Below are 25,256 nucleotides of genomic sequence, written 5' to 3' on the forward strand. Positions count from 1 at the left end.
ATCGCTTTCAAACTATAATATTTTCAAGGTTCGGTGTCTTGAAAAGCGTCGCTTTTTCGCGCTCCGTTTCAAGCACTTATTCAATATAGCGAACCCAACTCCTCATGTCAACTATTTTTCCCAATTCTTTGGGGAGTGCTTTTGAGTTTCCTGAAATTGCCCACAGTACCGGGTTCTAGGCAACAATGGTTTATGCACTGTGTTGACTAAGGATGGAACAAGCGTGAATTTTCAGTCAGTAATAAGTTTATTGCATCATTTCTGGAGTGATCGCGGTTGTCTGATCGCCCAGCCTTACGATATTGAAAAGGGGGCTGGTACTAAGAACCCACAGACCTTTTTAAGAGCTTTGGGGCCAGAACCTTGGGCTGTTGCCTATGTTGAACCTTGTCGTCGTCCTACCGATGGACGCTACGGCGAAAACCCCAACCGTTTCCAGCACTATTATCAGTACCAAGTTCTCATTAAGCCCTCACCAGATAATATTCAGGAGATTTATCTTGATTCTTTAAGGGCTTTAGGTATCCGTCCTGAAGACCACGATATTCGGTTTGTAGAGGATAACTGGGAAGATGCAACTGTGGGAGCTTGGGGCACTGGGTGGGAAGTATGGTTAGATGGGATGGAAGTTACTCAATTTACCTACTTCCAACAGTGTGGAGGAATTGATTGTCGTCCGGTGTCGATTGAGATCACATACGGGCTAGAACGGCTGACAATGTATCTCCAGCAAGTAGAAGCATTTACAAAGATTCAGTGGACAGACAACATCACCTATGGTGATATTTACCTTCAGGGAGAGATTGAGCAGTGTATTTATAACTTTGAAGCGTCGAATCCTGAGTTGCTACTGACACTATTTAATTTGTATGAGCAGGAAGCTACCCAATTGACGGAGCGAGCATTGGTCTTGCCTAGCTTAGATTATGTAATGAAGTGTTCGCACACGTTTAATCTGCTGGATGCTAGAGGTGTAATTTCGGTGACAGAGAGAACTCGCTATATTGCCAGGATTCGGCATTTGGCTAGGAAAGTAGCTCATTTATATGTTGAGCAAAGGGAGAAGTTAGGTTTTCCGTTGCTCAAAGATTTAAAACCAGTCATACAGCCACCTGTTTTATAGACAGTTGTGCAGCAACTTGTTTCACAGCCAGTCTGATCACAAGCTGTTTTAGAGTCTACAGTTAAATCTCGTTACCAATATATTATGATTGGCTGTTTTTGATTCCAATTATCTCTTATGTCTTTTGGCTAATACTTTCATTAGTTTCGGTAGAAGATTTTGTGTATCAAAAAGTACACATTACCAAAGTAATTGTTACTTAGCTTCAGTAAGAGGATATTTACAAAGTCTAATTGATAACTTGTCTATGCGAGTACAAGTCGCGGCTACACAAACAAAACCTGCCTCCGCAGGTTAGAAAACCCCTGATTTTGCGTTCTCTAAGATAGGTATATCTTGATGATGTGGCTATTGTTAAAGGTTAGAAATAGCGTTAAATTCTGAGTCTAGAACATTAAAGCTACAACGATAAGGCCCGCCTGTGCGGGCTTTGTTTGTATAAATTTGATGGACTATATTTCACTACAAGGATACAAATTTTTTGCTGTTGCTGATTATAGAGACAAAAAACTTACGCATAGGCGCTCCAAGCGCAGATAATAAGAGTTTGGAATATTTTATTTTTGAATTTCATAGCCAAATTCAGTAATGCTGATTTTTCTTTATTGCTGCCCTAGTTATTTTTAAGTCAGCTGCAAATTCGGATTGTCAGGTGCTTTTACAAAAATCTTATGATTCAAACCAGTGGTGTAATTATTTGTCTTGGCTACATTTTTGGGTTGTTGTTTACAGCAGTTCCTTGGGGTGGTGTATGGATTTTGGGGTTGGGGATAGTGGGAGCAATTATCTTTAGAAGACGCACTATCTTACGGCAACTTGCTCAGAAATCAGAAAATGCTGGAACCAAAACAAAGTCAGTGTCTAATAATTGGCAAACTATTCCCCATCCTCGAATATGGCTAGCTGCTGGCTTGGTGGGATTATTGGCAACTCTATATTTTCAATGGCGAGTGCCGCAACCGGGTGCAAAAGATATTAGTCAGTTCGTCCCGCTTGGAAATAGCAGTAATCAAGAACAACTTGTGATTGTACGTGGCGAAGTGGCAAGTAATCCTCGCTTAACTCGCAGTCAGCGAGGACAATTTTGGCTGGAAGCGACTCAGCTAGATGAAGTCAAAAATGATAAAGGTTCAGCGGGTGTTCCACAAGGGGTTACAGGCAAATTGTATGTGACAGTGCCTATACTTCAGGCTACTGGGTTATACCCTAGTCAACAAATTGCTGTAACTGGGATTTTATACAAACCGAAAGCGGCTTCCAATCCTGGTGGTTTCGATTTTCAGAAGTTTCTCAAGCAGGAAGGAACGTTTGCTGGTTTGATTGGGCGACAGATAAATGTTTTGGATCAGGAACGTAAATGGGGATGGTGGCAAATTCGAGAGCGAATTGTGCGATCGCAAGTTCGTTGGTTGGGTATTCCTGAAGGGCCGCTTGTCAGTGCAATGGTTTTAGGTAGCAAAGCTGTTGATTTACCCTACGATATCCGCGACTTATTTGTACAAGCTGGATTAGCTCATGCTTTAGCTGCTTCTGGGTTCCAAACTTCTTTGATTTTGAGTGTGATTTTACAGTTAACGAAGCGGGCAAGAAAAGGAACCCAATTTACCCTTGGCTTTTTGGCTTTAATCATTTTTCTAAGTTTAACAGGGTTTCAACCTGCGGTTCTCAGAGCCGTAATTATGGGTTTTGCTGCATTAGTTGGTCTGCTATTAAAAAGGAAGGTAAAACAGTTCGGATCGTTACTATTAGCAGCAACTTTGCTATTAGTGTTTAATCCTCTATGGATTTGGGATTTAGGTTTCCAATTGAGTTTTTTAGCAACGCTGGGATTAATTGTAACAGTACCTGCATTAGTTACTCGCCTAGCATGGCTACCACCTGCGATCGCTGCTTTGATTGCTGTTCCCCTAGCTGCCACTATTTGGACTTTACCCGTGCAACTCTTTGTCTTTGGAGTTGTACCATCTTATAGTCTGTTGTTGAATGTGGTTAGTACTCCATTAATTTCGATCATTAGTATAGGTGGAATCATCAGTGCCTTAGTAGGTTTAGTTTGGACTGACGCAGGAAGCTTCCTAGCCGGGGTTTTACATTACCCTACTGATTGGCTAATTAAACTAATAGAATATTTTAGCAAGTTGCCTGGAAATTCTGTTGCGGTAGGCAGCATATTTACTTGGCAGCTTTTGGCGATTTATATACTAATTATATTGGTCTGGCTAGTGCCTTGGTGGCAAAGGCGGTGGTGGTTTGCTAATATGATTGCGATTGGCTTAGTATTCATCCCGCTTTGGCATTCTAAAAATACATTGTTTAGGATAACTGTCTTAGAATCCGGTACGGAACCAATTGTAGTTGTTCAAGATCGAGATACTGTAACTGTAATTAATAGTGGTGATGAAGGTACAGGACGTTTTACAATTCTACCGTTTTTACAACAGCAGGGTGTAAATCAAATAAATTGGGCGATCGCAACTGATTTCCAAGGTAATGAAAGTAATGCTTGGTTTGAATTAATGCAGCGTTTACCAATTAATAATTTTTATGAATATTTATCCCAAACAGATAATTCTATTATAACTCAGGCTATTCAACAGGAACTACAAAAACATCAAGGAATTTATCAACCTTTGGCAGTTGGTCAATCTGTGAAAGCTGGTTCGATAGTAGCGCAATTAATCAACGAACAATTACCAATTTTACAATTGCAAATTTTAGATCAGAATTGGTTACTAGTAGGTAATGTTAAATCTAAAGAAGTACAACAACTAGTAAAAAATGGAAGTTTGTCTCGCCCGCAAGTAGTTTGGTGTGCCCCTGAGTCATTGAAAGATTTAGTTATTGCTCTGCAACCACAAGTAGCGATCGCTTCTTCTGCCAACTTTGATCCAAAAACTTTATCTGAACTAAATCAAAGCCAAACTAAACTGTTTTTTACAGGACGAGATGGGGCTATTCAATGGACTCCTAATGGTCAGTTTGAAGCATTTATTGAATCAACAGAAAATAAATCATCTGTTTTATAAAAAATTCACAAATTCTGTAACATCAAAAAAGTTGTATTAAATTCGAGAAAATATAAGAAATACAGACGATCGCAAACGCTCTAAGACTGCTACAGAGTTATTACTCCTCATAAGTGGTAATCTAAAAGCTTCGATTGACGATTCAATAGCGCTCGCTATATAAACTCTTACCTCTCCTAAACTTCTGCTGTGGTGAAGTAGACTGATGAAAGATGCATCCTGGTTTTGGGAACACTAGATTTAGCACCAGACTTCACAGAAAGGAGTTGATGTCTAAAGGCGAATGGAATAAGAGATCGAAAAATACAGTTACCTTGCAATTACCCATAACATACCTAAAACCAGTGAAGCGTAATACAATTACCCATGAATTTGACTCTGGTTCACAAGCAGAAATAATACCTACACAAGAAAGTGATGACCATTTGTCAGAAGCGTCCAAGCTACTAAGACAAGGAATTCAACAGCAGCAAGGTGGCGAATTAATAACGGCTATGAAGTCTTTACAACAATCTCTGGGGCTGTTTCAGGCAGTTGGCGATTTAGAAAAACAGGCACAGGTACTTTCTTTTTTAGGATTGGTAACTTACAGCGCTGGAGACTACAAAGGTGCTATATCTTACTCCCAACAGTGTCTGTCTTTGCTCAATAACACCTCAGATTTAGGATTGCAAATGCAAGCACTTTCCCATTTAGGCAATGCATACCGTCATCTGAATGATCATAAAAAGGCTATTGAGTTTCTAGAAAAATGTTTGAAAATAACGCAGCAACTGCAAGATAAACGAAGTCAAGTGGCAGCACTCAATAATTTGGGATTGGTGTATAAAGCTTTAGGCAACTTTACACAGGCTATTGAGTATCAGCAGCAAAGTTTAGAGATTGTCCGGGAACTCAAAGATAATTGGGGCGAAGAACAGGTACTCAAGAATTTGGGTAATGCTTGGTATGCTTTGAACAATTACCCAAAAGCGATCGCTTATTATGAGCAGTGTGTAGTCCTATCACGCTCCTTAAAAAATGTTCGCAGTGCTTCTCAGGTGCTAAAAAATCTAGGCAATGCTTGTTATGCTTTAGGTGATTATACCAAAGCTATTAAGTATTATGAAGATCGGTTGCAATTAGCCAAAGAAATTCAAGACAAGCGTAGTGAAGAACAGTCTTTAAATAGTTTAGGAGTTGCTTGTGAAGCTTTGGGTGACTATAACAAAGCAATTACATATTATGAAGAACGTTTGCTGTTAGCTAGAAATATCAAAGATCGTCGCAGTGAAGAACAAGCTCTTGCCAGTCTGAAAGTTGCTTGTTATGCCTTGGGTGATTATGCCAAAGCTATGCAATATCAGCAGGGAACATCTTCAAATAGTTAAAAAGTAAGACTGGAAACAATTCAAAATTATTCGCACAGATCAATTCGCTTCATTGTTTTTTGTTGTTGGAGATATACGAGAACTTCTAATGTATCTACTTGGGGAAATTCTGCGTAAAAATTACTCACACTCCAGAAGGGTTCGGGTGTTTTCAAGACTATTGTGCGATCGCCCCACTGTTCTAACCAAAGTAGCAATTTTTGTGGCGCTAATGGAGTACATAACCAAACTGCTGCTGGAGAAAGCGCTCTCATGGCAGTTGCTGCTACCGCTATTGTCATACCTGTAGCAATGCCATCATCAACTAAGATCAGCGTAGCATTCTCTGCATTCACCTGCGGACAAGCAGGAATTAATTGAGCTTCAAGAGACTTAGCTTGCTTGATCGCTTTATTTAAAGCCACTTTTCGTCACCGCACATCATGTTTAGAGCGAAATAGCTTTTGATCGGCCCAAAGAACATTTCCAAAAGTAGTCACTGCACCAATTGCTAACTCCGGGTTTTCTAAATGGCTAATCTTTTTTGCCACAGCAATTGTCAACGGACAATCCAAAAGACATGCTATTGGTGCTGCTACTGGTACACCTCCTCTTGGCAAAGCATAAACAATTGGTACAGGCTTTACCCCAGAATCAATAGTTTGTTGAGTCAAAGCATCATGAATTACTTGCGCCAATAACTCACCTGCATGGGTACGATCGGCGAAAAGTGGGGTATGTGACATGGTTTCCCCCAGCATCTCAGGACGGCACTCCTTTTATCATGACTGAATTTTGTTTCAAATTAACTGATACAATAAGATTTGTATAAATAATTAAGTATTCAGCAAAAGTTTATTGTTCTGAGCAATATTCAGCCAGAGGGCTATTTAAATTCAGATATAACAGCTGGCGCTGATGCCAAAATCCTGATTTTCATGAGCAGCGAAACCCAACTCAGCCTCTTCGACGACTCAACCTTTAACCAACGAGAACTGATTCCTACAGACCCGAAAATTCCAATCGCTCCCGGAACTTATTCTGAGATAACGGAGTTGACACAGGATTGTGATCGCTGCCACCGTTGTGCATTGGGAGACACTCGCACTCATGCTGTTGTCGGACGTGGCAATCTCAAAGCACCAATTATGGTCGTGGGAGAAGCGCCAGGTCAAAATGAAGATGAGACGGGTTTACCATTTGTAGGCAGATCGGGACAATTGCTAGAGAAAATTTTGGCATCAGTGAATCTAACTACTGAGCATGATGTATACATAGCCAATATAAATAAATGTCGCCCACCAGATAATAGAGTTCCCACTCCTGTAGAAGTGGCGGCTTGTCTACCCTACCTATTAGAACAAATTCGCTTAGTTGACCCCAAAATAATTCTGTTAACGGGTGCAACTGCTGTCAAAGGGATCACTGGCGATAAGCGGGGGATTACAAAAATTCGCGGACAGTGGCTGGAGTGGGAAGGGCGTTTATGTATGCCAATTTTTCATCCTTCTTACTTGCTGCGTAACCCTTCTAAAGAAAGAGGTGGGCCAAAATGGTTGATGTGGCAGGATATCCAGGCAGTGCGTGCTAAGTTAGAGGAAATCCAAAATAACAGCTAATGCTTAATTCCGTCTTTTTTAAGGCTTGTCACTACCAACATCTTTTCAATTACTCACTTTGTTGCTTTCCCGGTTGGGAATAAATTCTAAAGCTAATAGCTAAAGTCTTCTCAAGATGACTAAATAACGCCTAATGTGAATTAGAAAAAAAGGCGGGAGAAGTAAGAAGATGAAAGTTACTAGCTTTTCAATTCAGACTTCCCCCATGACTAGCATAGACAATGGATCGCTATTAACAACCATATTTGTCATCGTAAATGATTGGTATCAAAAGCAGGTAAAAAATACAACACTCTTAAAGCCAAGAGTGAAAGCAAGCATGAGCGATAGTGAAATCATGACACTAATGCGATTAATGGATTATCTGCCATTTCCAGGAGAAACCAAGATTGCATCTTATACTGTGCGTTTGTTGCTCCGTCGCTGTTTTGGTATTGATGTTCTCACTTTCTAGTCCCAACCTCTTTAATTCACATTATACGTAATTTGATATTTCCATTCTGGAATAGTTAATAGGCTTTACAATCAACAGGACTTTGATCATGACACAACAAATAATTCGTGAAGCGCCTGCTCCTGAACCGTTAGAAGGTCAACAGGCAAACGCATTTTACGTCGCCGCGCCTAATGAGCCTATTCTCAATGTCAACAATATTCAAGGCAACATTTTAGGTGGATTCAATAAAGACTACCAAGCCCTCTTATTCCTTGAAATTGAAAATCCAAATGCTTTCAAGAATTGGCTGAAGTCACAGATTGATTTCATTGCCACAGCCTCAGAAGTGATCGCCTTCAACCGCTTATTTAAATCTGCCAGACAACGACGAGGCCGCGAAGGCACTGTTAAGGCAACCTGGGTCAATGTAGCTTTCTCTTTTGAGGGGCTGAAGAAACTAACTAATGATGCCGACTCATTTACGGATGAGGCCTTTAAAGCTGGGCTAGCAGCACGCGCTGCTGAACTGAACGACCCAGTAGACAAAGATGGTAAGCCTATTGGCTGGGTTGTGGGTGGGCCGGATAATGGCAAAGTTGATGTAGTTTTTATTATTGGCAGCGACGATCGCGCGGACTTGCTGGCAGAAATCTCGCGGATTTTAGAAAGCATTGTGGCATTTACAGATGGGAAAGGCAACGCTAAAAGCAGCGGAGCCAGAATTACCTTCTTAGAAGAAGGAGCCAACTTACCCGCACCTCTAACTGGACATGAGCATTTCGGCAACTTGGATGGAATATCACAACCTGGTATTCGTGGCAGGGTTGCCGATAATCCTAAAGAACTTCTAACTCCTCGGCAGAATCCAGAGAATAAAAACCAGGGCAAACCAGGACAGGATCTTCTGTGGCCAGGAGAGTTCGTTTTTGGCTATGAGGGTCAGGATAATGATGCTAAAAAGTTGGAACATAGCAAAGGTCAGGTTGTGTCAGCAGGATTACACTGGGCAAATGATGGCTCTTACCTTGTATTCCGGCGATTGCGTCAAGACGTGTATAAGTTTCACAAGTTCTTGAACGATACTGCTGTTGACTTAGACACCGACCCTCGAAAGGTGAGCGCAAAGCTGATTGGTCGCTGGCCCAGTGGTGCTCCCACTGTCCGCACGCCCGAAGAAGACACCCCAAAATTGGGTGATGATGAGAATGCTAACAATGATTTTGAATTCAACGGTGATGATCCACCAGAGGGAAAATTCTTCAAAAACGATGTAGTTCCACCTTCCAAAGATGCAACAGGTCTGCGCTGTCCGTTTATTGCCCATACCCGCAAGACTTATCCACGCAATGACAAAACACCAGGAGGTGGAGGCCCAGGGCCAGAAGAGATTGACCGCAGTGAAGTGACCACTCAAACACATCGCTTGCTCCGTCGCGGCATTCCTTATGGCCCGGTGTCTCCTTCCACGCCAAACAATCCGCTACAAGACCCGAACTTTGTTGATCGCGGTCTCCACTTTTTGGCTTATCAGACTTCGATTGTAGACCAGTTTGAGTTTGTCACTAAGTTTTGGGCTAACGATCCAAACTTTAGTGAGGAGGCGGCTAAAGGTCACGAGTTTGAAGGTAAATTAACTCTTGGTCACGATCCAATTATTGGCCAAAGTGAAAATAACAAACCAGGTGGCGATCGCACACGCAAGTTCTTTATCCACCTTGAAGATGACCAAAATCAACCTCAAACTAAGGAGTTGACTGCACGTGAAGACTGGGTAATCCCTACTGGTGGTGGCTACTTCTTTGCACCGTCGATTTCTGCTTTGAAGGAAGTATTGACAAAATTATGATTTTATGCAGTACGGGTAGAACCATTTGGTGGCGATCGCATCGAACTGCAAACTTCCTCAGTTTTGTCTGTCAATAAATGCCAGCGCTTAGACCACAGTGGTCGATATCATGGGGTTTCTAGACCATTAGGGAAATAATGAATTATGAATTTTGTTTTGCATCATTCATAATTCATTTATTTTTCTTTATTCCCCAATCTCAAACCTCAAATTTTATGGATTCAAATCCAGCATTGTGTGTTGCGATCGCCAACCACATTACCACCAGTCCCCAGCAACGAATCACTTTCGCCCAATTCATGGACATGGTATTATACCACCCTGAATACGGCTACTATTCCAGCGATGCACTCAAAATTGGCTTTAAAGGTGGTGATTTTTTCACGTCTCCTAACCTCTGTGCTGATTTTGGTGAGTTACTAGCAGAACAATTTTTGCAGATGTGGGAGATTCTAGGAAAACCTGTACCCTTTTCTCTGGTAGAAATGGGAGCTGGTCAAGGATTGCTGGCATTGCATATCCTTAAATATCATCAACAGCACTACCCAGATTTTTTTACCGCCCTAGAGTACATCATTGTTGAAAAGTCCCCAACTTTAAGACAAGAACAGCAGCAACGCTTGCAAGATTTCTCCGTGCGTTGGTGCAATTTCGAGGATATATCACTAGATGCGATCGCTGGTTGCTTTTTCTCTAACGAGTTAGTTGATGCTTTCCCCGTCCATCAATTCATCCTAGACATGGGAGAACTCCGAGAAATTTATGTAACCACAGATCGCAATGAAAAAGAAACTAATGCCTCATGCCCATCATTTATGGAAGTCATAGGAGAACCTTCAACACCCCAACTAGTTGAACATTTGGATTTACTGGGAATCGACTTCACCCAAAGTACATATCCCGATGGCTACCGTAGTGAAATTAATTTAGCTGCTCTAGACTGGTTGAGTATAGTAGCAGACCGCTTGCAGCGCGGCTATGTGTTAACAATTGATTATGGCTACCCCAGCAGTCGTTACTATAATCCCAGGCGATCGCAGGGAACGCTACAGTGTTATTACCATCATCGTTTCCATGACAACCCCTATATTAATATTGGGCGACAAGATATCACTGCCCATGTTGACTTTACAGCTTTAGAACGCTGGGGTGAGAAGTGTAACTTAAAGAATGTTGGTTTTATCCAGCAGGGATTATTTTTAATGGCGTTGGGGTTAGGCGATCGGATTGCAGCACTTTGTGATCAACAGCAACCTCTCTCGCAGTTACTACAGCACCGGGACGCACTACACCAACTTATAGATTCCACAGGACTCGGCGGCTTTGGAGTCTTAATTCAGAGTAAAGGTCTGGACAATACAGAAATTTCTCAACCATTAAAAGGATTGATTCTGCCAGAGTAAGCGTAAAGAAAGAAAAATTAAAACTCTATTTAAGAATGCAGTATCAGTCTTATTTGGATTAGCATAACAGTGATTACTGTAAAGTTAAACACACTACCAAAGTAATAATTATGTCCACTCATGACCTGTTAATGTTAGTAACACTACTTACCCCCGGTATTTTACTTTCAGTGATAATTATGTTGACTTTTGCTGCTGGTGGTTGATTGCCAAAGTTAGGGAATAGGAAAATTGGGATTTAGAATTGTATCTTAAATTTCAAATAACTACTTCCCAATTAAATTTGAATCAAACAATCCGATGTTCACGATGAACTATGACGCTCGATAACTTACTCTAAACGTTGCCGCGGCCTTTGGTAGAGAAGCTATGCCAAAAGCTTTATGCAACGCTTACGGTGACGCTGTATTAAAGGAACGTAAAAAATGAAGGTGGCATTTCTGGGAACTGGACTGATGGGACTACCAATGGCTCAAAGGTTATTAGCCGCAGATATACAGCTAGTTGCCTACAATCGTACCCCAGAAAAATTAGCACCACTACAAGCAGCTGGGGCTGAAATTGCTATACATGCCCGCCACGCCATTATTGCTGCTGAGTACGTAATCCTCATGCTCACTAATGCACCAGCCATTTATAATGTCTTGCTTTCAGATACTGCTTCGCAAACTCTCAAGGGGCGCACTATCATCCAAATGGGAACAATTACGCCCACAGAAAGCCAGGAAATTAGAGATGCAGTTGTTGCTGGTGGCGGTGAGTATTTAGAAGCACCTGTATTAGGGAGTATCCCAGAAGCAAAAGCTGGCAAGTTGAATGTTATGGTAGGGGCCGAGGCAGAACAATATGAACGCCACTTAAAGTTACTCCAAAATTTTGGGACAGAACCTTTACTTATCGGGCCAGTGGGATCTGCGGCGGCGCTTAAATTGGCACTAAATCAACTAATAGCTTCTCTAACAACTAGCTTTGCTCTGAGTCTAGCTTTTGTCCAGCGTCAAGGTGTCGATGTCGATGTGTTTATGCAAATCTTGCGCGACAGTCCACTCTATGCCTCTACCTTTGACAAAAAGCTACAACAAATGTTAGATGGCAATTATGCCGATCCCAATTTCCCCACAAAACACTTGCTTAAAGATACGGAATTATTTATCTTAGAAGCGAAATCTCGGAGTTTGGATCTTAGCAGTATTAAAGGAGTACGGCAAATCTTACAAACAGCTGTGAAAATGTCATTTGCTGATGATGATTACTCATCACTATTTTTTGTAATTAAGGAATGGGGAGAAGCGATCGGAGAATAAATTTTTGTCGGGTCTACAAATATACATTGGTGTCAACTTAACGTTAAAAGAGCGGTTGATAACCGCCCTGCGTGTAAGTTGACACTTGACAAATTTTGTAAATTCGGTTCTTCTTAGACCTCGACATTATATCTTTGAAAATGCTCAATCAAAAGGTATTAACTGAATCGGAATCGTTAAAAAGATATTACTGGCCATTAATAGGAGTTGATTGGGGAAATGGTAGAGATTCAGTCTGAGGTTGAGGCACAGACGAAGGCTGAGGCTGAGGTTCAGGTTGAGGATTGAGAAATTCCTGCCAAGTCTTAATTTGCTCTTGCGCTGCACTGTAAGCAGCACTACCGCGTGGAATTGATTTGGCAGTGTCAATGCCTTTAGCAATATCAGACTGACCTTGAGTGCGTGCTATTTCTAACAATTGTTGACTCCATTGGTCAATAGCCTGATTCGCATCCATACGTAAAATGCTATTGTTTGAAACTCGATCCGCCAGTCGTATTGCCTCAATCAAGGCTTCTGGAGTGCCAGCTGCCCCCACTTCCTGGGCTTTTTTCCAGTTTTCTCTAGTGCGGATTTCCCCTTCCCAGTCATTGATCGCAGCTTGTGCTTCTTGTGAAAGCGCCCTTCCCGATGAAGCAATTTGTTGAGCTGTGCTAATGGCGGCGGTGAGATTTCCACTTTGAGCCAGTTCTTGTGCTCGATCTAAATAAGGTTGGTCTTGAATTCGCTCAATCTTTCCTACCCAAGTACGAATTTTTTTCCGTGCTTCTGGATATAAAGCACGACCTCTACGAATTTCGCTAGCCTGGGCGATCGCAGCTTGCAAGGAGTTAATATCCTCGAATATTGCGATCTGGTCGGCGCGGTCTAAGTAAGGTTGGTCTTCAATTGTCTCTACTTGGGCATTCCAGCGACTTATCTCTTGTCTAGCTTCTGCACCTCTCGGGTTACTAGCAGGAATAAGCTGTACTTGGGCGATCGCTGCTGTTAAATTAGGGACTGTTCCCTGGCTAGCCAATATTCTTGCTTTTTCCAGATGGGCAACATCTTCAATTTCCAACTGCCAACGAGCGATTAGTTGCTGTGCCTCATTATACACTGGTCTGGAAGGATCGATTTGTTGTGCTTGGGCGATCGCTGCCTCTAAACCAGAAACATCACCAATCCAAGCACTCCTTTTCGCATCAGCTATGGCAATAAAGTCATCAGTTTCGCCTTGCAGTTTCGCACTTTCCGGTATTTCCCTAGCAATATTCAGCGCTTCATCTGCATCCTGCTTGTCTAGTTTCGCCTGTGCCAATTCCAACATTTTGCGTCCAAATGCCGGAATTGCTTCTTGAGCTTTTTGATAAATGTAACTTTCTTGCCCAATTGACTCAGCTAACTTGATCGCTTCTAGTATGTTATCGACTATTTTGCTGTCTGCTAAACTTTCGGCTTTTCCTAACTTATCGCCATCTTCCCGTGCTGTGGCAATCAAACGATTCAATTGGTCGTATTTAGTACCTGCCCAGTATTGATTGTCTACACGCAGCATTTTAGCAGATAACATAAATGCCGATTGCCAGCGCCGTTCTTTTACTTCGGCGATCGCACCGTTATATGTGGCTTCAGCCTTTGACCAAATTGACTGCCATTTACCAATTTGTTCATCGACTAATTTATAAGCTGCTACATCTTCGGGTATCTTACGAGCAGTTGCGATCGCTTCTTCCAAATTCCCTGTTTGGAAACTTTGATCGGCTAGCTTTAAAATATCCCGCGACCATTCTTCGATGAAACGATCAATTTCTCCATGCAACGGGTGATTTTGTGGTAGTTGCTTCACCAGAGCGATCGCTTGCAATAGGTCGTTTACTGTTTGCTTAGAAGCCGCTAACTGAGCGCAATGTAGCCGCACAGAAGCACTAGCTAGCGGCCAGAAAATCGATGGGCAATTAGGGGCAGCCGGCAACTTCAGCAGCATTGCCATTGCCAAGAATCCTACACTGCCGGGAATCAACATTAGTAGTACTAGCCACAACGTCCAGCTTTTCATCCAGCGTGGCCATTTCCCAGAAGTACCACTGAGTTGAGCAGTTTCTTCTGAATGACTATTTATAGTTAATCCTTCCCTATGGTTTTTTTTTCGCCGCTTCACCGACTTGGAGGTAGAACCAGTAGCTGGGACATCGAATGGCTGAGTTTCACCGAATTGTTCTGTTCGGGATAATCTTTGGCTTTGATCTGGCTTTCTTCCACTGGCTGAAGACCAACTGTCTGGAATATCCCGCTCTGTCATCTCTCACACCAAAATAATTGAATAGCGCTCTGTTTTAGGTTGATAATTCCATTGTTGACATAGTAACTTTCTCGTCATTAAAAAGCTACTTTTTTGATTATCTCTCTCTACAGAGTACCATTATCAATCTCAAAAATCAGTGTGATTTTATACTTTAATCCTCAAACAGCAGATTCGGCTTGCAAATCGCAAATTAGTTGAGCTAACTGCTCGCTACTTGCCTGATAGACGTTGCCGCAAAAGTCGCAAGTTGCTTCAGCACCATCATCTTTAATAATCATATCTTGCAGTTCAGCTTCTCCCAAAATCTTCAGTGCCCCCAAAACGCGATCAAAAGAGCAACCACAGTGGAAGCGCAACATTTGGCGTTCGGAAAAGATTTCCAACCCCATATCTCCCAATAAGTCACCAAAGATTTCAGGTAAGGTCTTCCCAGCTTGCAACAACGGCGTAAATCCTGTTAGACCAGCTACCCGTGATTCCAACGTTTCTACTAAAGCTTCGTCTCTGGCGGCTTTGGGCAATACTTGTACGAGTAACCCTCCAGCAGCAGTTACTCCTGCAGATCCCACGAACACACCTAAAACTAAAGCTGAAGGTGTTTGTTCGGAATTCACCAGATAATGAGCGACATCATCACCAATTTCGCCAGAAACTAGTTCTACCGTACTAGAGTAAGGATAACCATAGCCGATATCTCGCACAACGTAGAGGTAGCCGCCACCCACAGCACCACCAACATCTAACTTACCTTTGGCATTGGGAGGCAATTCTACAGATGGATTCCCAACATATCCGCGTACCGTACCATCTAAGCCTGCATCCACTAATATCCCACCCAAAGGCCCATCGCCCTTTACTCGGACATTGACCCTCGATCCAGTTCGCTTCATACTAGAAGCCATTAACAAGCCTGCCGTCATAGTCCGACCCAGTGCTGCCGTTGCCACATAAGAAAGCTTGTGGCGCTGCCGTGCTTCTTCTGTTAAACGTGTGGCGATCGCACCTACGGCACGAATTCCACCTTCAGCTGCTGTTGCACGAATTAATTGATCCGCCATGAATAACCTTACATTTCTTAACAAGTTCACTTTTTCTATTTTAAGTTCTCTGCTGGTAGAAAAGTAACTTAGTGGGGCATTGGGCATGGGGCATGAGGCATTGGTTATTAGCAAAGGATAAATGACCAATGACAAATGACTAAATTAGAAATAGCAATATCTTATCTTTAGGTGATCCGAGAAAAATGCTGGGTAATTTTCAACAAAGCCAACTGCGGATTGAAATCGAAGCATCAACAGATGCAATTCGTGACAGTCTGCTGCATCCCGTGCAATTAAAAAAATGGCTTTTAGGGCAACGTTTTGCCCCAGGAATGCCAGAAGAACTGCTTCCCGGATTCCAGTTTACAACCTGGACTGGGCCAGTCGCGATTCATCATCAAGTGGATGTTGTAAAATCCAACTGTCTCCGCTTGGTACTTAGCGGAGGTATTGACGGGTTTCACGAATGGTACTGGGGAGAAGGTTGGGTACAATCCCGTTTAGAAGGAGTTTCACTTTTGCCCTTAAATTTGGGTCAAACTTTGAGTTTGTTGAGCTTGCGTCAGTTTCTGGCAACTCAAGGACGTTGAACCAATTCGCAATTTTTTGCAATGGGCTACGAGACGCTACGTTCGCAAAGCGTCTCGTAGAGAAGAGAGCAATTACGTTTTGTGACGGGGATTTATATCAAATCCGGTTAAATGCACACAGTAACCTGGCTATTTGTTTGTGGCCACCAATCGTTGGGATTCAGCCCTGCTTAATCCCGTTCTAGTCTAGCAACAGCAGCTTTGAAAGCTTGTTCTGTTTCCTTAATTTGCAGAATAGCGATCGCCCCCGTATTTCCCATCTGCTGATATTGCTTCATAGATCGAATCGCCTGTAGCATTGCATTGGACTCAGTAGCCATTTGAATTTTTAGCGCTTTGAGTTGTGCATCGATTTGCGATCGTTGTAACTAATTCTGCTGAATATTTCCGAGTATTTGGCTTTATTTACTTTGCAATTGCAAGTTGTCGATCTGTGCGATCGCATCTCCCTTTTTCACAACCTGATTTTCTTTCACCTTGATGCTTATGACTGTTACCTCTGCTGCTGCTTGCACTAACCGTATTTCTGCTGTTGGACGGACAGTAGGATCTGCTTTCGCTATTATCTTGTATTGAATGACAAAAGCTTAATTTATCGAACCTCCAAGACTTCCTTTCCTTCGGAACGCTACGCGAACGCGCAGCGTCTTGTAGAGAAGAACGCCAATAATCGTAGAGTGTGCGTAAGTCCTATTACTGATAAGTGCTTTATCTGTAAGTAGGTGGGTGTGAAAATTTACAAGTATGTCATTGCGAGTAAAACAGAGTGCAACAAAGCAATCACAAGGACTTTGATAGGTTTACATTTTGTTATATAGTTAGGTTAATTCGTGCCTACCTATTTATGTATTTACTATGTTAATATCAATTTTAGTACCAACATCAAATCTTTATAATTTTGACCTAAAATTTTATCGCTTCTTTATTTATTTGCAAAAAATTTGTCTAATTTATCAATAATTCAGCAAAATTAAACGTTTTTATATTAAAAGAAATTATATATATTCAATTTATTGTTGTATAAAATAATTAAAAAAAAACATTTTTATATAAAAATACTTATTCAAAAATGCCGAATTCCAGTTTTGAGTTTTAGGAATTTATTTAAGTATAAATTGTATAAAAAGTGTTATTTTTCTGCTTCATATATCTTGAATTCAGGGCATTTACGTTATTTTACCAGTATTAATACGCGATAACCTTAACTTATATAAGTGTCGATAAAATTTAGCTTTTAGTTCGCCATATCTATATTTATATATATCAACGCCTGTGGTTTTTTGAGCGATAAAAACTTATTTTTTAAGAAAACACGTATAAATAGTAACTATGTAATATATTTCTTCAACAGTGTACTACACATTTCTTAAATATTTAATCGCTTGACCTATTTCGCCAGAGGAGTAATAATACTCCTAACGGCACAAAAAAGTTATTAAATATACAGTTTTTTGCTTATATCTATTACTTTAAAGTGACGTGACTTTAATCCCAACAATCAAGTGAGAACTAAAATAATGGAAAGCACACTTTTTTCTTCATTAAGCACCAACGAAGAAGCTAATCTGTCTGGTGGTAGAAGAAGGCAAAATGTCGGCAATGCTAGTGCTAATGGCGGCAATGCTAATGGCTACGGTGGCGCCGCTGGCAATGATTCTATCAACGTTTTAACTATTAATGATGCAAGTGGAAATGGTGGAACTGGTGGAAATGGTGGAACTGCAAATGGTGGAGGTAATGGCTCCATTATCACTCAGCTCTAGCAGGATAAAAAATTCATCGCCATAGGCAAACTTAGTTAGGTTTAACAGGTTTTTGCTTATATCTATTACTTTAGTCCCAACAATCAAGCGAGAATCAAAATCATGGAAAGCACACTTTTTTCTTCATTAAGCACCAACGAAGAAGCTAATCTGTCTGGTGGCAAAAGGCAAAATGTCGGCAATGCTAGTGCTAATGGTGGCAACGCTAATGGCTACGGTGGCTACGCTGGCAATTTTTCTATCAACGTCGGAAGTATTAATGATGCAAGTGGAAATGGTGGAACTGGTGGAAATGGCGGAACTGCAAATGGTGGAGGTAATGGCTCCATTATCACTCAGGGATAAAAAATTCATCGCCATAGGCAAACTTAGTTAGGTTTAACAGGTTTTTGCTTATATCGCTTATATCTAATTACTTTAGTCCCAACAATCAAGCGAGAATCAAAATCATGGAAAGCACACTTTTTTCTTCATTAAGCACCAACGAAGAAGCTAATCTGTCTGGTGGCAAAAGGCAAAATGTCGGCAATGCTAGTGCTAATGGCGGCAACGCTAATGGCTACGGTGGCGCCGCTGGCAATGGTTCTATCAACGTCTTAACTCTTAATGATGCAAGTGGAAATGGTGGAACTGGTGGAAATGGTGGAACTGCAAATGGTGGAGGTAATGGCTCCATTATCACTCAGCTCTAGCAGGATAAAAAATTCATCGCCATAGGCAAACTTAGTTAGGTTTAACAGGTTTTTGCTTATATCTATTACTTTAGTCCCAACAATCAAGCGAGAATCAAAATCATGGAAAGCACACTTTTTTCTTCATTAAGCACCAACGAAGAAGCTAATCTGTCTGGTGGCAAAAGGCAAAATGTCGGCAATGCTAGTGCTAATGGTGGCAACGCTAATGGCTACGGTGGCTACGCTGGCAATGGTTCTATCAACGTTTTAACTTATAATGATGCAAGTGGAAATGGTGGAACTGGTGGAGCTGGCGGAACTGCAAATGGTGGAGGTAATAACTCCATTATCACTCAGTTGTAGCAGGATAAAAAATTCATCGCCATAGGCAAACTTAGTTAGGTTTAGTAGAAGGGAAACAATAAACGCCAAGACACGATTAATTGCGCCTTTAAAGAAATAAAGCGTTGCGTTTTAAATAATTTACCCTGTTAGCGCAGGTTAAGTTACTTTTTTACGCCCCTGAATTGCTAACTGACTTATCCTACGAGCCATTAGCTGTTTCTTTATCGGGTTAATCTTAACATACGTTTATTGTTACCTAACTACTTTTCTTCAAGGAACTTAACATTGACGTTGCCCACCAGCAACCGTCGATAAGCTTTAGCAGCGCTTTTCCCTAAACATACTGTTTACTTTGAGTAGTCCAGTAAGGAAACAAGCGCTGCTACTTCAGTAATCGACCATATTTATCGCAATCTATAGGACTTACGCAAACTTGTCTCAAAAACCTGATTTGTTGTAGCGGTAATTCTTAAATTACCGCTACTGGAAAAATTTTTTGCGTAAGTCCTGTCTAATAACTTGTAGACAAGCTTTTGTTTTACCGTCAAGGTAAAACTACAATCCTGATTAGTCACCCTCCTAAAGTCATCAATCGGGCTGATTGGATTATACTCCTGGACTAAATAAATTGAAAATGCAAGCTTCTCTAAAGAAGTTACGCCACCAACCCGGCGGCCATTTAGACTTTCTCAATCCTAAAATTATTTTTAATTGTCAGCTGTTAACACTTGTTCAACTGTTAATTCTAACTCCCCAAAAATTTGAGATTGAATGCATTGAGTAGCAAAAAACTCTACTGGTTCGTATAATTCTTCAATCAATGTGAAAACAGTCACTTTGTTCGTTAATGGATTGACAATCCAATACTCTGGAATATTTAAAACGTTATACTCAACTCGCTTGGCTCGATAATCTACAATTTTTGTTGACTCACTGACGACTTCCACCACTAACAAGGGGGGTGGTTCGTTGAGTTCAATAACTGCTTCTCGGTTTCTCAACTCCCGCCACTGAGGCAATGGAATCACAACTACATCTGGAATCCTCGATGTATCCCATCTGCCAGCACGGGGAGAACGAACACCGATAACCATTTGTTTAGAAATCCAATCCAACTTTAGCCGGAGAATTTCTGCTCAAAAACAAACATTGAGAAATTCTGTTACCGCACCATGTTGTCCACTTCCTAAATTCATGGGAATTAGTTCTCCATTGACCAATTCGTAGCGGGTATCAGTACCATCATCATATTTTAAGTATTCCTCAAAAGTTAGTTTTGGGGTAGTTATAGTCATTGCTTCTTGTTGCGAATTTTTACCTTGCTTTGACGACTAACACCGAACAATTAGCCTCTTCCACAACTTGACTGCTAACAGAACCTTGGACAATTCGCTTCATCCCAATCAACCCCCGACTGCCAATTATAATCAAGTCAGTTTTGTAAATATTGGCAAGGCGAATAATCTCTTCGGCAGGATCACCAGTTACCAGTTCTAGCTCACTGTTGAATGATAAGTTTTCCTGATATGATTGCAGCTGTTTTTCAATATGAAAATAAGAAAATGTTGGGGACTCTGGCTGAGGACGATCAGCAGGTAGTTCCATCTCTGACTCTGGCGTAAGGAAAACATGACAGAGAATAACCTTGGCATCTTTTGACAACGCCAAATTATCTAAAGTCTGAATTACTCGTTCTGAAATTTCCGAACCGTCCAGAGCTACCAAAACACTATTTAGCACCGCTCTCGTCTCCTAAAGAGTAGATCCCTTACATAAGTATCTAGCAAAATTCGCCGACAGCTACACTAAATTATTTTTCCATCTGCCTACTTACTAGACTTGTCGCTTAATAAGGTTTTTAAATTTTTCGAGCTAGATAGGGAAAGGCTTTCAGACACCAATTTTTTATAAAGCGACAAGTCTACTTTATATATTCGAGGCTGTGCCATAGATCGGTTTCACCCCACTTTGACGCTAATGAGTTGTAGCAACTGGCGTCGAGAATATTTTTGCCCGTTATTTGAAAAAGGTTATCCTCCTGTAAACTGTTTGCTAGCTGATTACGCAAGTACTCCTTTTCTAATAGCTAGTGGATTAGGCGGGCAATGCCTAACTTGTAGACACCCGCCAAAAAGGCTTAAAGCAGGGTAGCAACTAATCTGCATAAACTCAAAACGGCTTGTCGTCAGACATCGCGATCCAAACTTTTATTCATCACTTATCGAGTAACTTTTGCCAACAGTATTAGGAAAAAATTAACCATTCTAAATCACTCTTCTTGCTGAATTCGGCGTCGGACTGAATCAGCATGGGAAGGTAAACCCTCTGTTGTTGCTAGCACATCAATGGCACTAGCCACATTTTGCAGTGCAGTTTGGGAGTATTGAATAATACTGGAGTGTTTGAGGAAAGTTTCAACCCCTAATGCCGAAGCATAGCGGGCAGCACCAGAAGTTGGCAAGGTATGGTTAGGGCCTGCCAAATAGTCTCCTACAGCTTCTGGTGTGGAGTAACCCAAAAAGATTGCCCCAGCGTGGCGAATTTGTGGTAGAAGTGCCCAAGGGTCTTTGACTTCTAATTCCAGGTGTTCAGGGGCAAATTCATTTGAAAATTCTGCTGCTGCTTGGAGCGATTCTACAACTATAATCAAGCCGTAGTGAGCGATCGCTTTTTCTGTGTCTATTCGCCGTGGGTGATCCACTAGCTGTCTTTCCAAGGCTACTTGCACGTTTTTCGCTAAAGCAGCATCTGTGGTTAGCAAAATTGCTGCCGCCATTGGATCGTGTTCGGCTTGGGCAAGCAAGTCAGCAGCTACATGCACTGGATTTGCAGTTTCATCGGCAATCACCAGTACTTCGCTGGGGCCTGCCAAAGAATCAATGCCGACGGTGCCGTAGACAAGTTTTTTCGCTAGGGTGACATAAATGTTACCAGGCCCAGTAATTACATTCACTTTCGGAATCGTTTCTGTGCCATAGGCTAAAGCAGCGATCGCTTGTGCGCCTCCAATGCGATAAATTTCTTGCACCCCTGCTTCTTGAGCAGCTACCAAGACTGCTGGGTTAATAGCACCCCCTGGCCCTGGTGGTGTTACCATCACCACGTGGGGTACAGCAGCAACATGAGCCGGAATTGCATTCATTAGCACTGTACTGGGATAGGCAGCACGACCACCAGGCACATACAACCCGGCTCGGTCTACGGGGGTGTAGCGTTTGCCCAGTACTACTTCATCGTCACCAAAATGTACCCAGCTTTTTGGTACTCGCTGACGATGAAACGCTTCAATTTGGCGGCAAGCTAGCCGAACTGCGCCCAACAACTCCTTTGATACCTGCTGATAGGCTGCATCCAGTTCCGAGCCTGTAACTCGGAGTTCTCCTGCTTTCAGGGTTTGTTTGTCAAATTCGGCTGTGTAATGCAATACAGCTTTGTCGCCTTGGCGCTTCACTGCTTGCAAAATTTCCCGCACCGTTGCTTCTTTGTGAAGTACCTGTTCGTCATGGGTGCGATCGCAGATCCGTTGTAGTTCTGCTCTAACGTCTGCCTGCTGAGTAATAATTCGCAGCATGGAGTAAGGACAATGCCAAAATTATAATATTGCCACCTGAGATTTAGTATTGCTCTTGACCCACTGGGGTGTGCAAGCTGACTCTAATTCTCTTCTCTAGCTTAACCTGTATTTTTTTGATACTCTCAAGGCTACAGCGTATAGTTTGCTTGAGAAGGCGACTTAATTGCTCAATCCGACAAGCCTTGATTGGCTAACGGCAGGAAGCAGGTGTGCCATTTCCCACTTCCCTTACACCCTTTCCCTCAATCCTTGTGGGGTGCAGATGGTATATTTACACATCCAATCCCTTGAATTTACAGGGGTTAAGGTCTGAGTATAATTTTTACTTATTTCCCTAACTTTTACTAGTTAATATGTGTACAGGCACGATATATCGGTTCTATACTTGAGAATCCCTGAAATTTAGCTCTTTACAGTTCCTGTCTCTAAATAATACATCTGGTTTACGGACAAACTATATTTATTGACAATCACATTGCTTAATCAGGTTGTGATGAGTTAGGGTGACAGTTATTTAGATGTATTTTATTTTAACGCATTTCCTCAATTGACGAAATACTGAATTGGTGAGTAGAGAGTATGGAACTAATACTAATATTGATATTGATCTTCATTCATGACCCAATACCTAATTCCATAATTTTTTTAGGAAATTATAACATTGGCAATTTGGATGCTATATTAGTAAATCTAGTAGTGTGTGTACATAATTAATAATCATAATTTTTGGAATTGACTGTGGCGAATACAAAGTCTGCTCTCAAGCGTGCCCAAATCGCAGAACGTAATCGACTGCGTAATAAATCTTACAAATCAGCAGTCAAGACGCTGATGAAGAAATACCTCAATGCTGTAGCTGCTTATACAGCTAATCCTACCCCAGAATTAAAACAAGAAGCGCAGGCTCGGTTATCCGAGGCTTACGGCAAAATTGATAAGGCGATAAAACGAGGTGTTCTTCACCCAAACAATGGGGCAAGGAAAAAGTCAAGATTAGCTCACAGACTAAAACCCTTCACACAAATAGCTGAGTAGTCATTGGTCATTTGTCCTTAGTCATTAGTGATTGGTAACAAAACAAACGACAAAGCGCAAAGTCGAGCCAGTCGCATAGTCAGGTTTTCCTGACTTGGGCTTTCCTGGCGTTGAGCGGAGGTTTCCACCGGAAAGCGTAGCCCGCCGCAGGCATCAGACGGCAGTTCCTTATAAGCGGGGGAACCCCGCCAACAGACTGCCTCAACTTTGTAAGAGAGGACAAACAACAAAAGGCAAAAGATGCAACTGATAGACACGCATGTACATCTTAACTTTGATAGTTTCCAGCCGGATTTAGCAACAGTGCGATCGCGATGGCAAGAAGCAGGCGTAGTGCGTTTAGTGCATTCCTGTGTTCACCCGGAGGAGTTTTTTAGTATTCAATCCATAGCCCAAGAGTTTCCCGAAATTAGTTTTGCTGTAGGATTACATCCTTTAGATGCTGATAAATGGAATAGCGAGACAGCCGATAAAATCAAAACTTTAGCGAGTTCTGACTCAAATGTGGTAGCAATTGGGGAAATGGGACTGGATTTTTACAAAGCTGATAACTATGAACAACAGTATATGGTGTTCGAGTCCCAGTTGGCGATCGCATCTGAACTAAACTTACCAGTGATTATCCACTGCCGTGATGCTGCCGTGGCAACCAGAGAAGTGTTGCAAAAATGGCGGCAACTCAAAGGTGAAAGAGTACGGGGTGTGATGCATTGCTGGGGAGGAACACCTGAAGAAACTCAATGGTTTCTCGATTTAGGCTTTTATATAAGCTTTAGCGGTATAGTAACGTTCAAAAATGCCAAAGCAATCCAATCCTCAGCTGCAATGGTAAGTAATGATCGCCTACTGATTGAAACAGACTGCCCATTTCTCGCTCCAGTTCCGAAACGGGGCGAGAGGCGCAACGAGCCTGCCTACGTACTTTATGTAGCCGAGCAAGTAGCTAAACTGCGTCATCAAACGGTAGAGGCGATCGCCGATCAAACCACTCAAAATGCCTGTGAATTATTCGGTCTGTCAATATCAAGTGTGTCATAGTATTTTTTGTTAAGTTGTGTAAAAAAAATAAAACTATAGGGGGGACAAAAATATGCTAATATTATTCCCTCAAAAACATTTTGCTTGCGCCATAATGATAAAGGAAGGAGCCTAAAACTTCTCATCTTAATTTTCCATGCTGTTATGGCTTGGTCATCCTCAAAATCTCTACAAGCGGATGCTCTCCACACATGACTAACTGTGCCAACCTAAATTAAGCTAGACTTTTGCACAACATCAGCTTGGTGTGTATTGAACCTATTCAAAATCGTTAAACAAAAATTGCCTTGTGAGTATAATCCAGCAAAATGAAGTGATTCTGATTCAAAATCGACAAGGTGCGGATCGTTCCCTCAGTCTTAGGATATCTAAGATATCACTGAGAGTATTAACAGCGGGGTGGATTTAAAACACACTGTGTAGAGCTGCGTCAGGCTAATTAACGCGCTTTTTGGAGAGGAAGTGAAGAAAGTAAATCAAATTCAGGAATATTTTAACTGGATATTCTTTTTGAAATGGGCATTGGAGAGCCAGTGCGTTGGGGAGGCAGTGCGGTCTTTTCTCAAGGGGAGACGCCAAGGGCGATGGGGTCTCACGCCACTCCCTTCAAGTCGGCAAAGCCGCCCAACGGGGTGGCTCCCCAAGTGGAGCAACTGCCGTCGGCTTTTCCGACTTGTAGCCCTGCTGGTAAGCAAGCTATGTGTAGCTTCTTCGACAGGAAAAACAACTAACGTTATTGGGCATGGAATGCAGAAGGAAAAGACTTTCACCAACTTTTTCCCTGTTCGCATAATACCCAGTACCCAT

The 25,256-nt window shown here is 41.8% G+C and carries 21 protein-coding genes and 2 pseudogenes; 16 read left to right on the forward strand and 7 right to left on the reverse strand.

Annotated elements, in window-relative coordinates; all coding sequences use genetic code 11:
* Nucleotides 1-223 precede the first annotated feature (223 nt).
* From glyQ to V7K56_RS03100, 3 genes are all read left to right on the forward strand, one after another.
* Nucleotides 224-1,123: a glycine--tRNA ligase subunit alpha gene (gene glyQ / locus V7K56_RS03090; protein WP_334907502.1), complete on the forward strand. Its 900-nt coding sequence runs from the start codon at nucleotides 224-226 to the stop codon at nucleotides 1,121-1,123.
* 671 nt (nucleotides 1,124-1,794) lie between these two features.
* Nucleotides 1,795-4,149, forward strand: a complete 2,355-nt coding sequence (locus tag V7K56_RS03095) for a ComEC/Rec2 family competence protein (protein WP_334907504.1) — start codon at nucleotides 1,795-1,797, stop codon at nucleotides 4,147-4,149.
* A 269-nt stretch (nucleotides 4,150-4,418) separates the two neighbouring features.
* Nucleotides 4,419-5,519 carry a tetratricopeptide repeat protein gene (locus tag V7K56_RS03100; protein WP_334907506.1) on the forward strand — a complete coding sequence of 367 codons (1,101 nt, stop codon included), beginning with the start codon at nucleotides 4,419-4,421 and terminating at the stop codon, nucleotides 5,517-5,519.
* Nucleotides 5,520-5,545: 26 nt separating this feature from the next.
* Here the strand turns inward: V7K56_RS03100 and V7K56_RS03105 are convergent.
* Nucleotides 5,546-6,244 (reverse strand): annotated as a pseudogene (locus tag V7K56_RS03105) (phosphoribosyltransferase).
* Nucleotides 6,245-6,436: 192 nt separating this feature from the next.
* Here V7K56_RS03105 and V7K56_RS03110 point away from each other — a divergent pair.
* The 5 genes from V7K56_RS03110 (at nucleotide 6,437) to V7K56_RS03130 (ending at nucleotide 12,106) form a co-directional block, all read left to right on the forward strand.
* Nucleotides 6,437-7,117: a uracil-DNA glycosylase gene (locus V7K56_RS03110; RefSeq protein ID WP_334907508.1), complete on the forward strand. Its 681-nt coding sequence runs from the start codon at nucleotides 6,437-6,439 to the stop codon at nucleotides 7,115-7,117.
* A 169-nt stretch (nucleotides 7,118-7,286) separates the two neighbouring features.
* Complete coding sequence (locus tag V7K56_RS03115) at nucleotides 7,287-7,571, forward strand: hypothetical protein (RefSeq protein ID WP_334907510.1); 285 nt, start codon at nucleotides 7,287-7,289, stop codon at nucleotides 7,569-7,571.
* A gap of 88 nt (nucleotides 7,572-7,659) precedes the next feature.
* Complete coding sequence (locus V7K56_RS03120) at nucleotides 7,660-9,399, forward strand: Dyp-type peroxidase (protein WP_334907512.1); 1,740 nt, start codon at nucleotides 7,660-7,662, stop codon at nucleotides 9,397-9,399.
* 215 nt (nucleotides 9,400-9,614) lie between these two features.
* A complete protein-coding gene (locus tag V7K56_RS03125; RefSeq protein ID WP_334907514.1) occupies nucleotides 9,615-10,802 on the forward strand; it encodes a class I SAM-dependent methyltransferase in 1,188 nt (395 codons plus the stop codon).
* A 425-nt stretch (nucleotides 10,803-11,227) separates the two neighbouring features.
* Entirely contained in the window at nucleotides 11,228-12,106 is an 879-nt protein-coding gene (locus tag V7K56_RS03130) for an NAD(P)-dependent oxidoreductase (protein WP_334907516.1), read from the forward strand.
* Nucleotides 12,107-12,293: 187 nt separating this feature from the next.
* Here V7K56_RS03130 and V7K56_RS03135 read toward each other — a convergent pair whose 3' ends face one another.
* Together V7K56_RS03135 and hslO are read right to left on the reverse strand one after the other, a co-directional pair.
* Entirely contained in the window at nucleotides 12,294-14,387 is a 2,094-nt protein-coding gene (locus V7K56_RS03135; protein ID WP_334907518.1) for a chromosome segregation ATPase, read from the reverse strand.
* Between the two features lie 161 nt (nucleotides 14,388-14,548).
* Nucleotides 14,549-15,448 (reverse strand): Hsp33 family molecular chaperone HslO, encoded by a 900-nt coding sequence (gene hslO, locus V7K56_RS03140; protein ID WP_334907520.1) that lies wholly within the window; start codon nucleotides 15,446-15,448, stop codon nucleotides 14,549-14,551.
* Between the two features lie 185 nt (nucleotides 15,449-15,633).
* On the opposite strand from hslO, the gene V7K56_RS03145 reads away from it, so the two are divergent.
* Entirely contained in the window at nucleotides 15,634-16,020 is a 387-nt protein-coding gene (locus V7K56_RS03145) for a hypothetical protein (RefSeq protein WP_334907522.1), read from the forward strand.
* A gap of 401 nt (nucleotides 16,021-16,421) precedes the next feature.
* Here V7K56_RS03145 and V7K56_RS03150 read toward each other — a convergent pair whose 3' ends face one another.
* A complete protein-coding gene (locus tag V7K56_RS03150; protein ID WP_334907524.1) occupies nucleotides 16,422-16,535 on the reverse strand; it encodes a biotin/lipoyl-binding protein in 114 nt (37 codons plus the stop codon).
* Nucleotides 16,536-17,537: 1,002 nt separating this feature from the next.
* Between V7K56_RS03150 and V7K56_RS03155 the strand changes: the two genes are divergently transcribed.
* The 4 genes from V7K56_RS03155 to V7K56_RS03170 all read left to right on the forward strand — a co-directional run bounded on the left by V7K56_RS03155 (nucleotide 17,538) and on the right by V7K56_RS03170 (nucleotide 18,820).
* The gene (locus tag V7K56_RS03155) at nucleotides 17,538-17,783 is read left to right on the forward strand and encodes a hypothetical protein (protein ID WP_334907526.1); all 246 of its coding nucleotides are present in this window, start codon (nucleotides 17,538-17,540) and stop codon (nucleotides 17,781-17,783) included.
* A 102-nt stretch (nucleotides 17,784-17,885) separates the two neighbouring features.
* The gene (locus V7K56_RS03160; RefSeq protein WP_334907528.1) at nucleotides 17,886-18,128 is read left to right on the forward strand and encodes a hypothetical protein; all 243 of its coding nucleotides are present in this window, start codon (nucleotides 17,886-17,888) and stop codon (nucleotides 18,126-18,128) included.
* A 104-nt stretch (nucleotides 18,129-18,232) separates the two neighbouring features.
* The gene (locus V7K56_RS03165; RefSeq protein WP_334907530.1) at nucleotides 18,233-18,475 is read left to right on the forward strand and encodes a hypothetical protein; all 243 of its coding nucleotides are present in this window, start codon (nucleotides 18,233-18,235) and stop codon (nucleotides 18,473-18,475) included.
* A gap of 102 nt (nucleotides 18,476-18,577) precedes the next feature.
* A complete protein-coding gene (locus V7K56_RS03170; RefSeq protein WP_334907532.1) occupies nucleotides 18,578-18,820 on the forward strand; it encodes a hypothetical protein in 243 nt (80 codons plus the stop codon).
* A 689-nt stretch (nucleotides 18,821-19,509) separates the two neighbouring features.
* On the opposite strand, the pseudogene V7K56_RS03175 reads toward V7K56_RS03170, so the two are convergent.
* From V7K56_RS03175 to hisD, 3 genes and pseudogenes are all read right to left on the reverse strand, one after another.
* Nucleotides 19,510-20,097, reverse strand: a pseudogene (locus tag V7K56_RS03175) (Uma2 family endonuclease).
* A gap of 19 nt (nucleotides 20,098-20,116) precedes the next feature.
* Nucleotides 20,117-20,542 carry a universal stress protein gene (locus V7K56_RS03180; protein WP_334907534.1) on the reverse strand — a complete coding sequence of 142 codons (426 nt, stop codon included), beginning with the start codon at nucleotides 20,540-20,542 and terminating at the stop codon, nucleotides 20,117-20,119.
* A 529-nt stretch (nucleotides 20,543-21,071) separates the two neighbouring features.
* Complete coding sequence (gene hisD, locus V7K56_RS03185) at nucleotides 21,072-22,373, reverse strand: histidinol dehydrogenase (RefSeq protein WP_334907536.1); 1,302 nt, start codon at nucleotides 22,371-22,373, stop codon at nucleotides 21,072-21,074.
* A gap of 741 nt (nucleotides 22,374-23,114) precedes the next feature.
* Between hisD and rpsT the strand changes: the two genes are divergently transcribed.
* The 3 genes from rpsT (at nucleotide 23,115) to V7K56_RS03200 (ending at nucleotide 25,180) form a co-directional block, all read left to right on the forward strand.
* Nucleotides 23,115-23,411 (forward strand): 30S ribosomal protein S20, encoded by a 297-nt coding sequence (gene rpsT, locus V7K56_RS03190; RefSeq protein WP_334907538.1) that lies wholly within the window; start codon nucleotides 23,115-23,117, stop codon nucleotides 23,409-23,411.
* Nucleotides 23,412-23,651: 240 nt separating this feature from the next.
* Nucleotides 23,652-24,449: a TatD family hydrolase gene (locus V7K56_RS03195; RefSeq protein WP_334907540.1), complete on the forward strand. Its 798-nt coding sequence runs from the start codon at nucleotides 23,652-23,654 to the stop codon at nucleotides 24,447-24,449.
* Nucleotides 24,450-24,964: 515 nt separating this feature from the next.
* The gene (locus tag V7K56_RS03200; protein WP_334907542.1) at nucleotides 24,965-25,180 is read left to right on the forward strand and encodes a hypothetical protein; all 216 of its coding nucleotides are present in this window, start codon (nucleotides 24,965-24,967) and stop codon (nucleotides 25,178-25,180) included.
* The last annotated feature ends 76 nt before the right edge of the window (nucleotides 25,181-25,256 follow it).

The organism is Nostoc sp. (genome assembly GCF_036917535.1).
In the GTDB taxonomy this organism is placed as follows: domain Bacteria; phylum Cyanobacteriota; class Cyanobacteriia; order Cyanobacteriales; family Nostocaceae; genus Nostoc.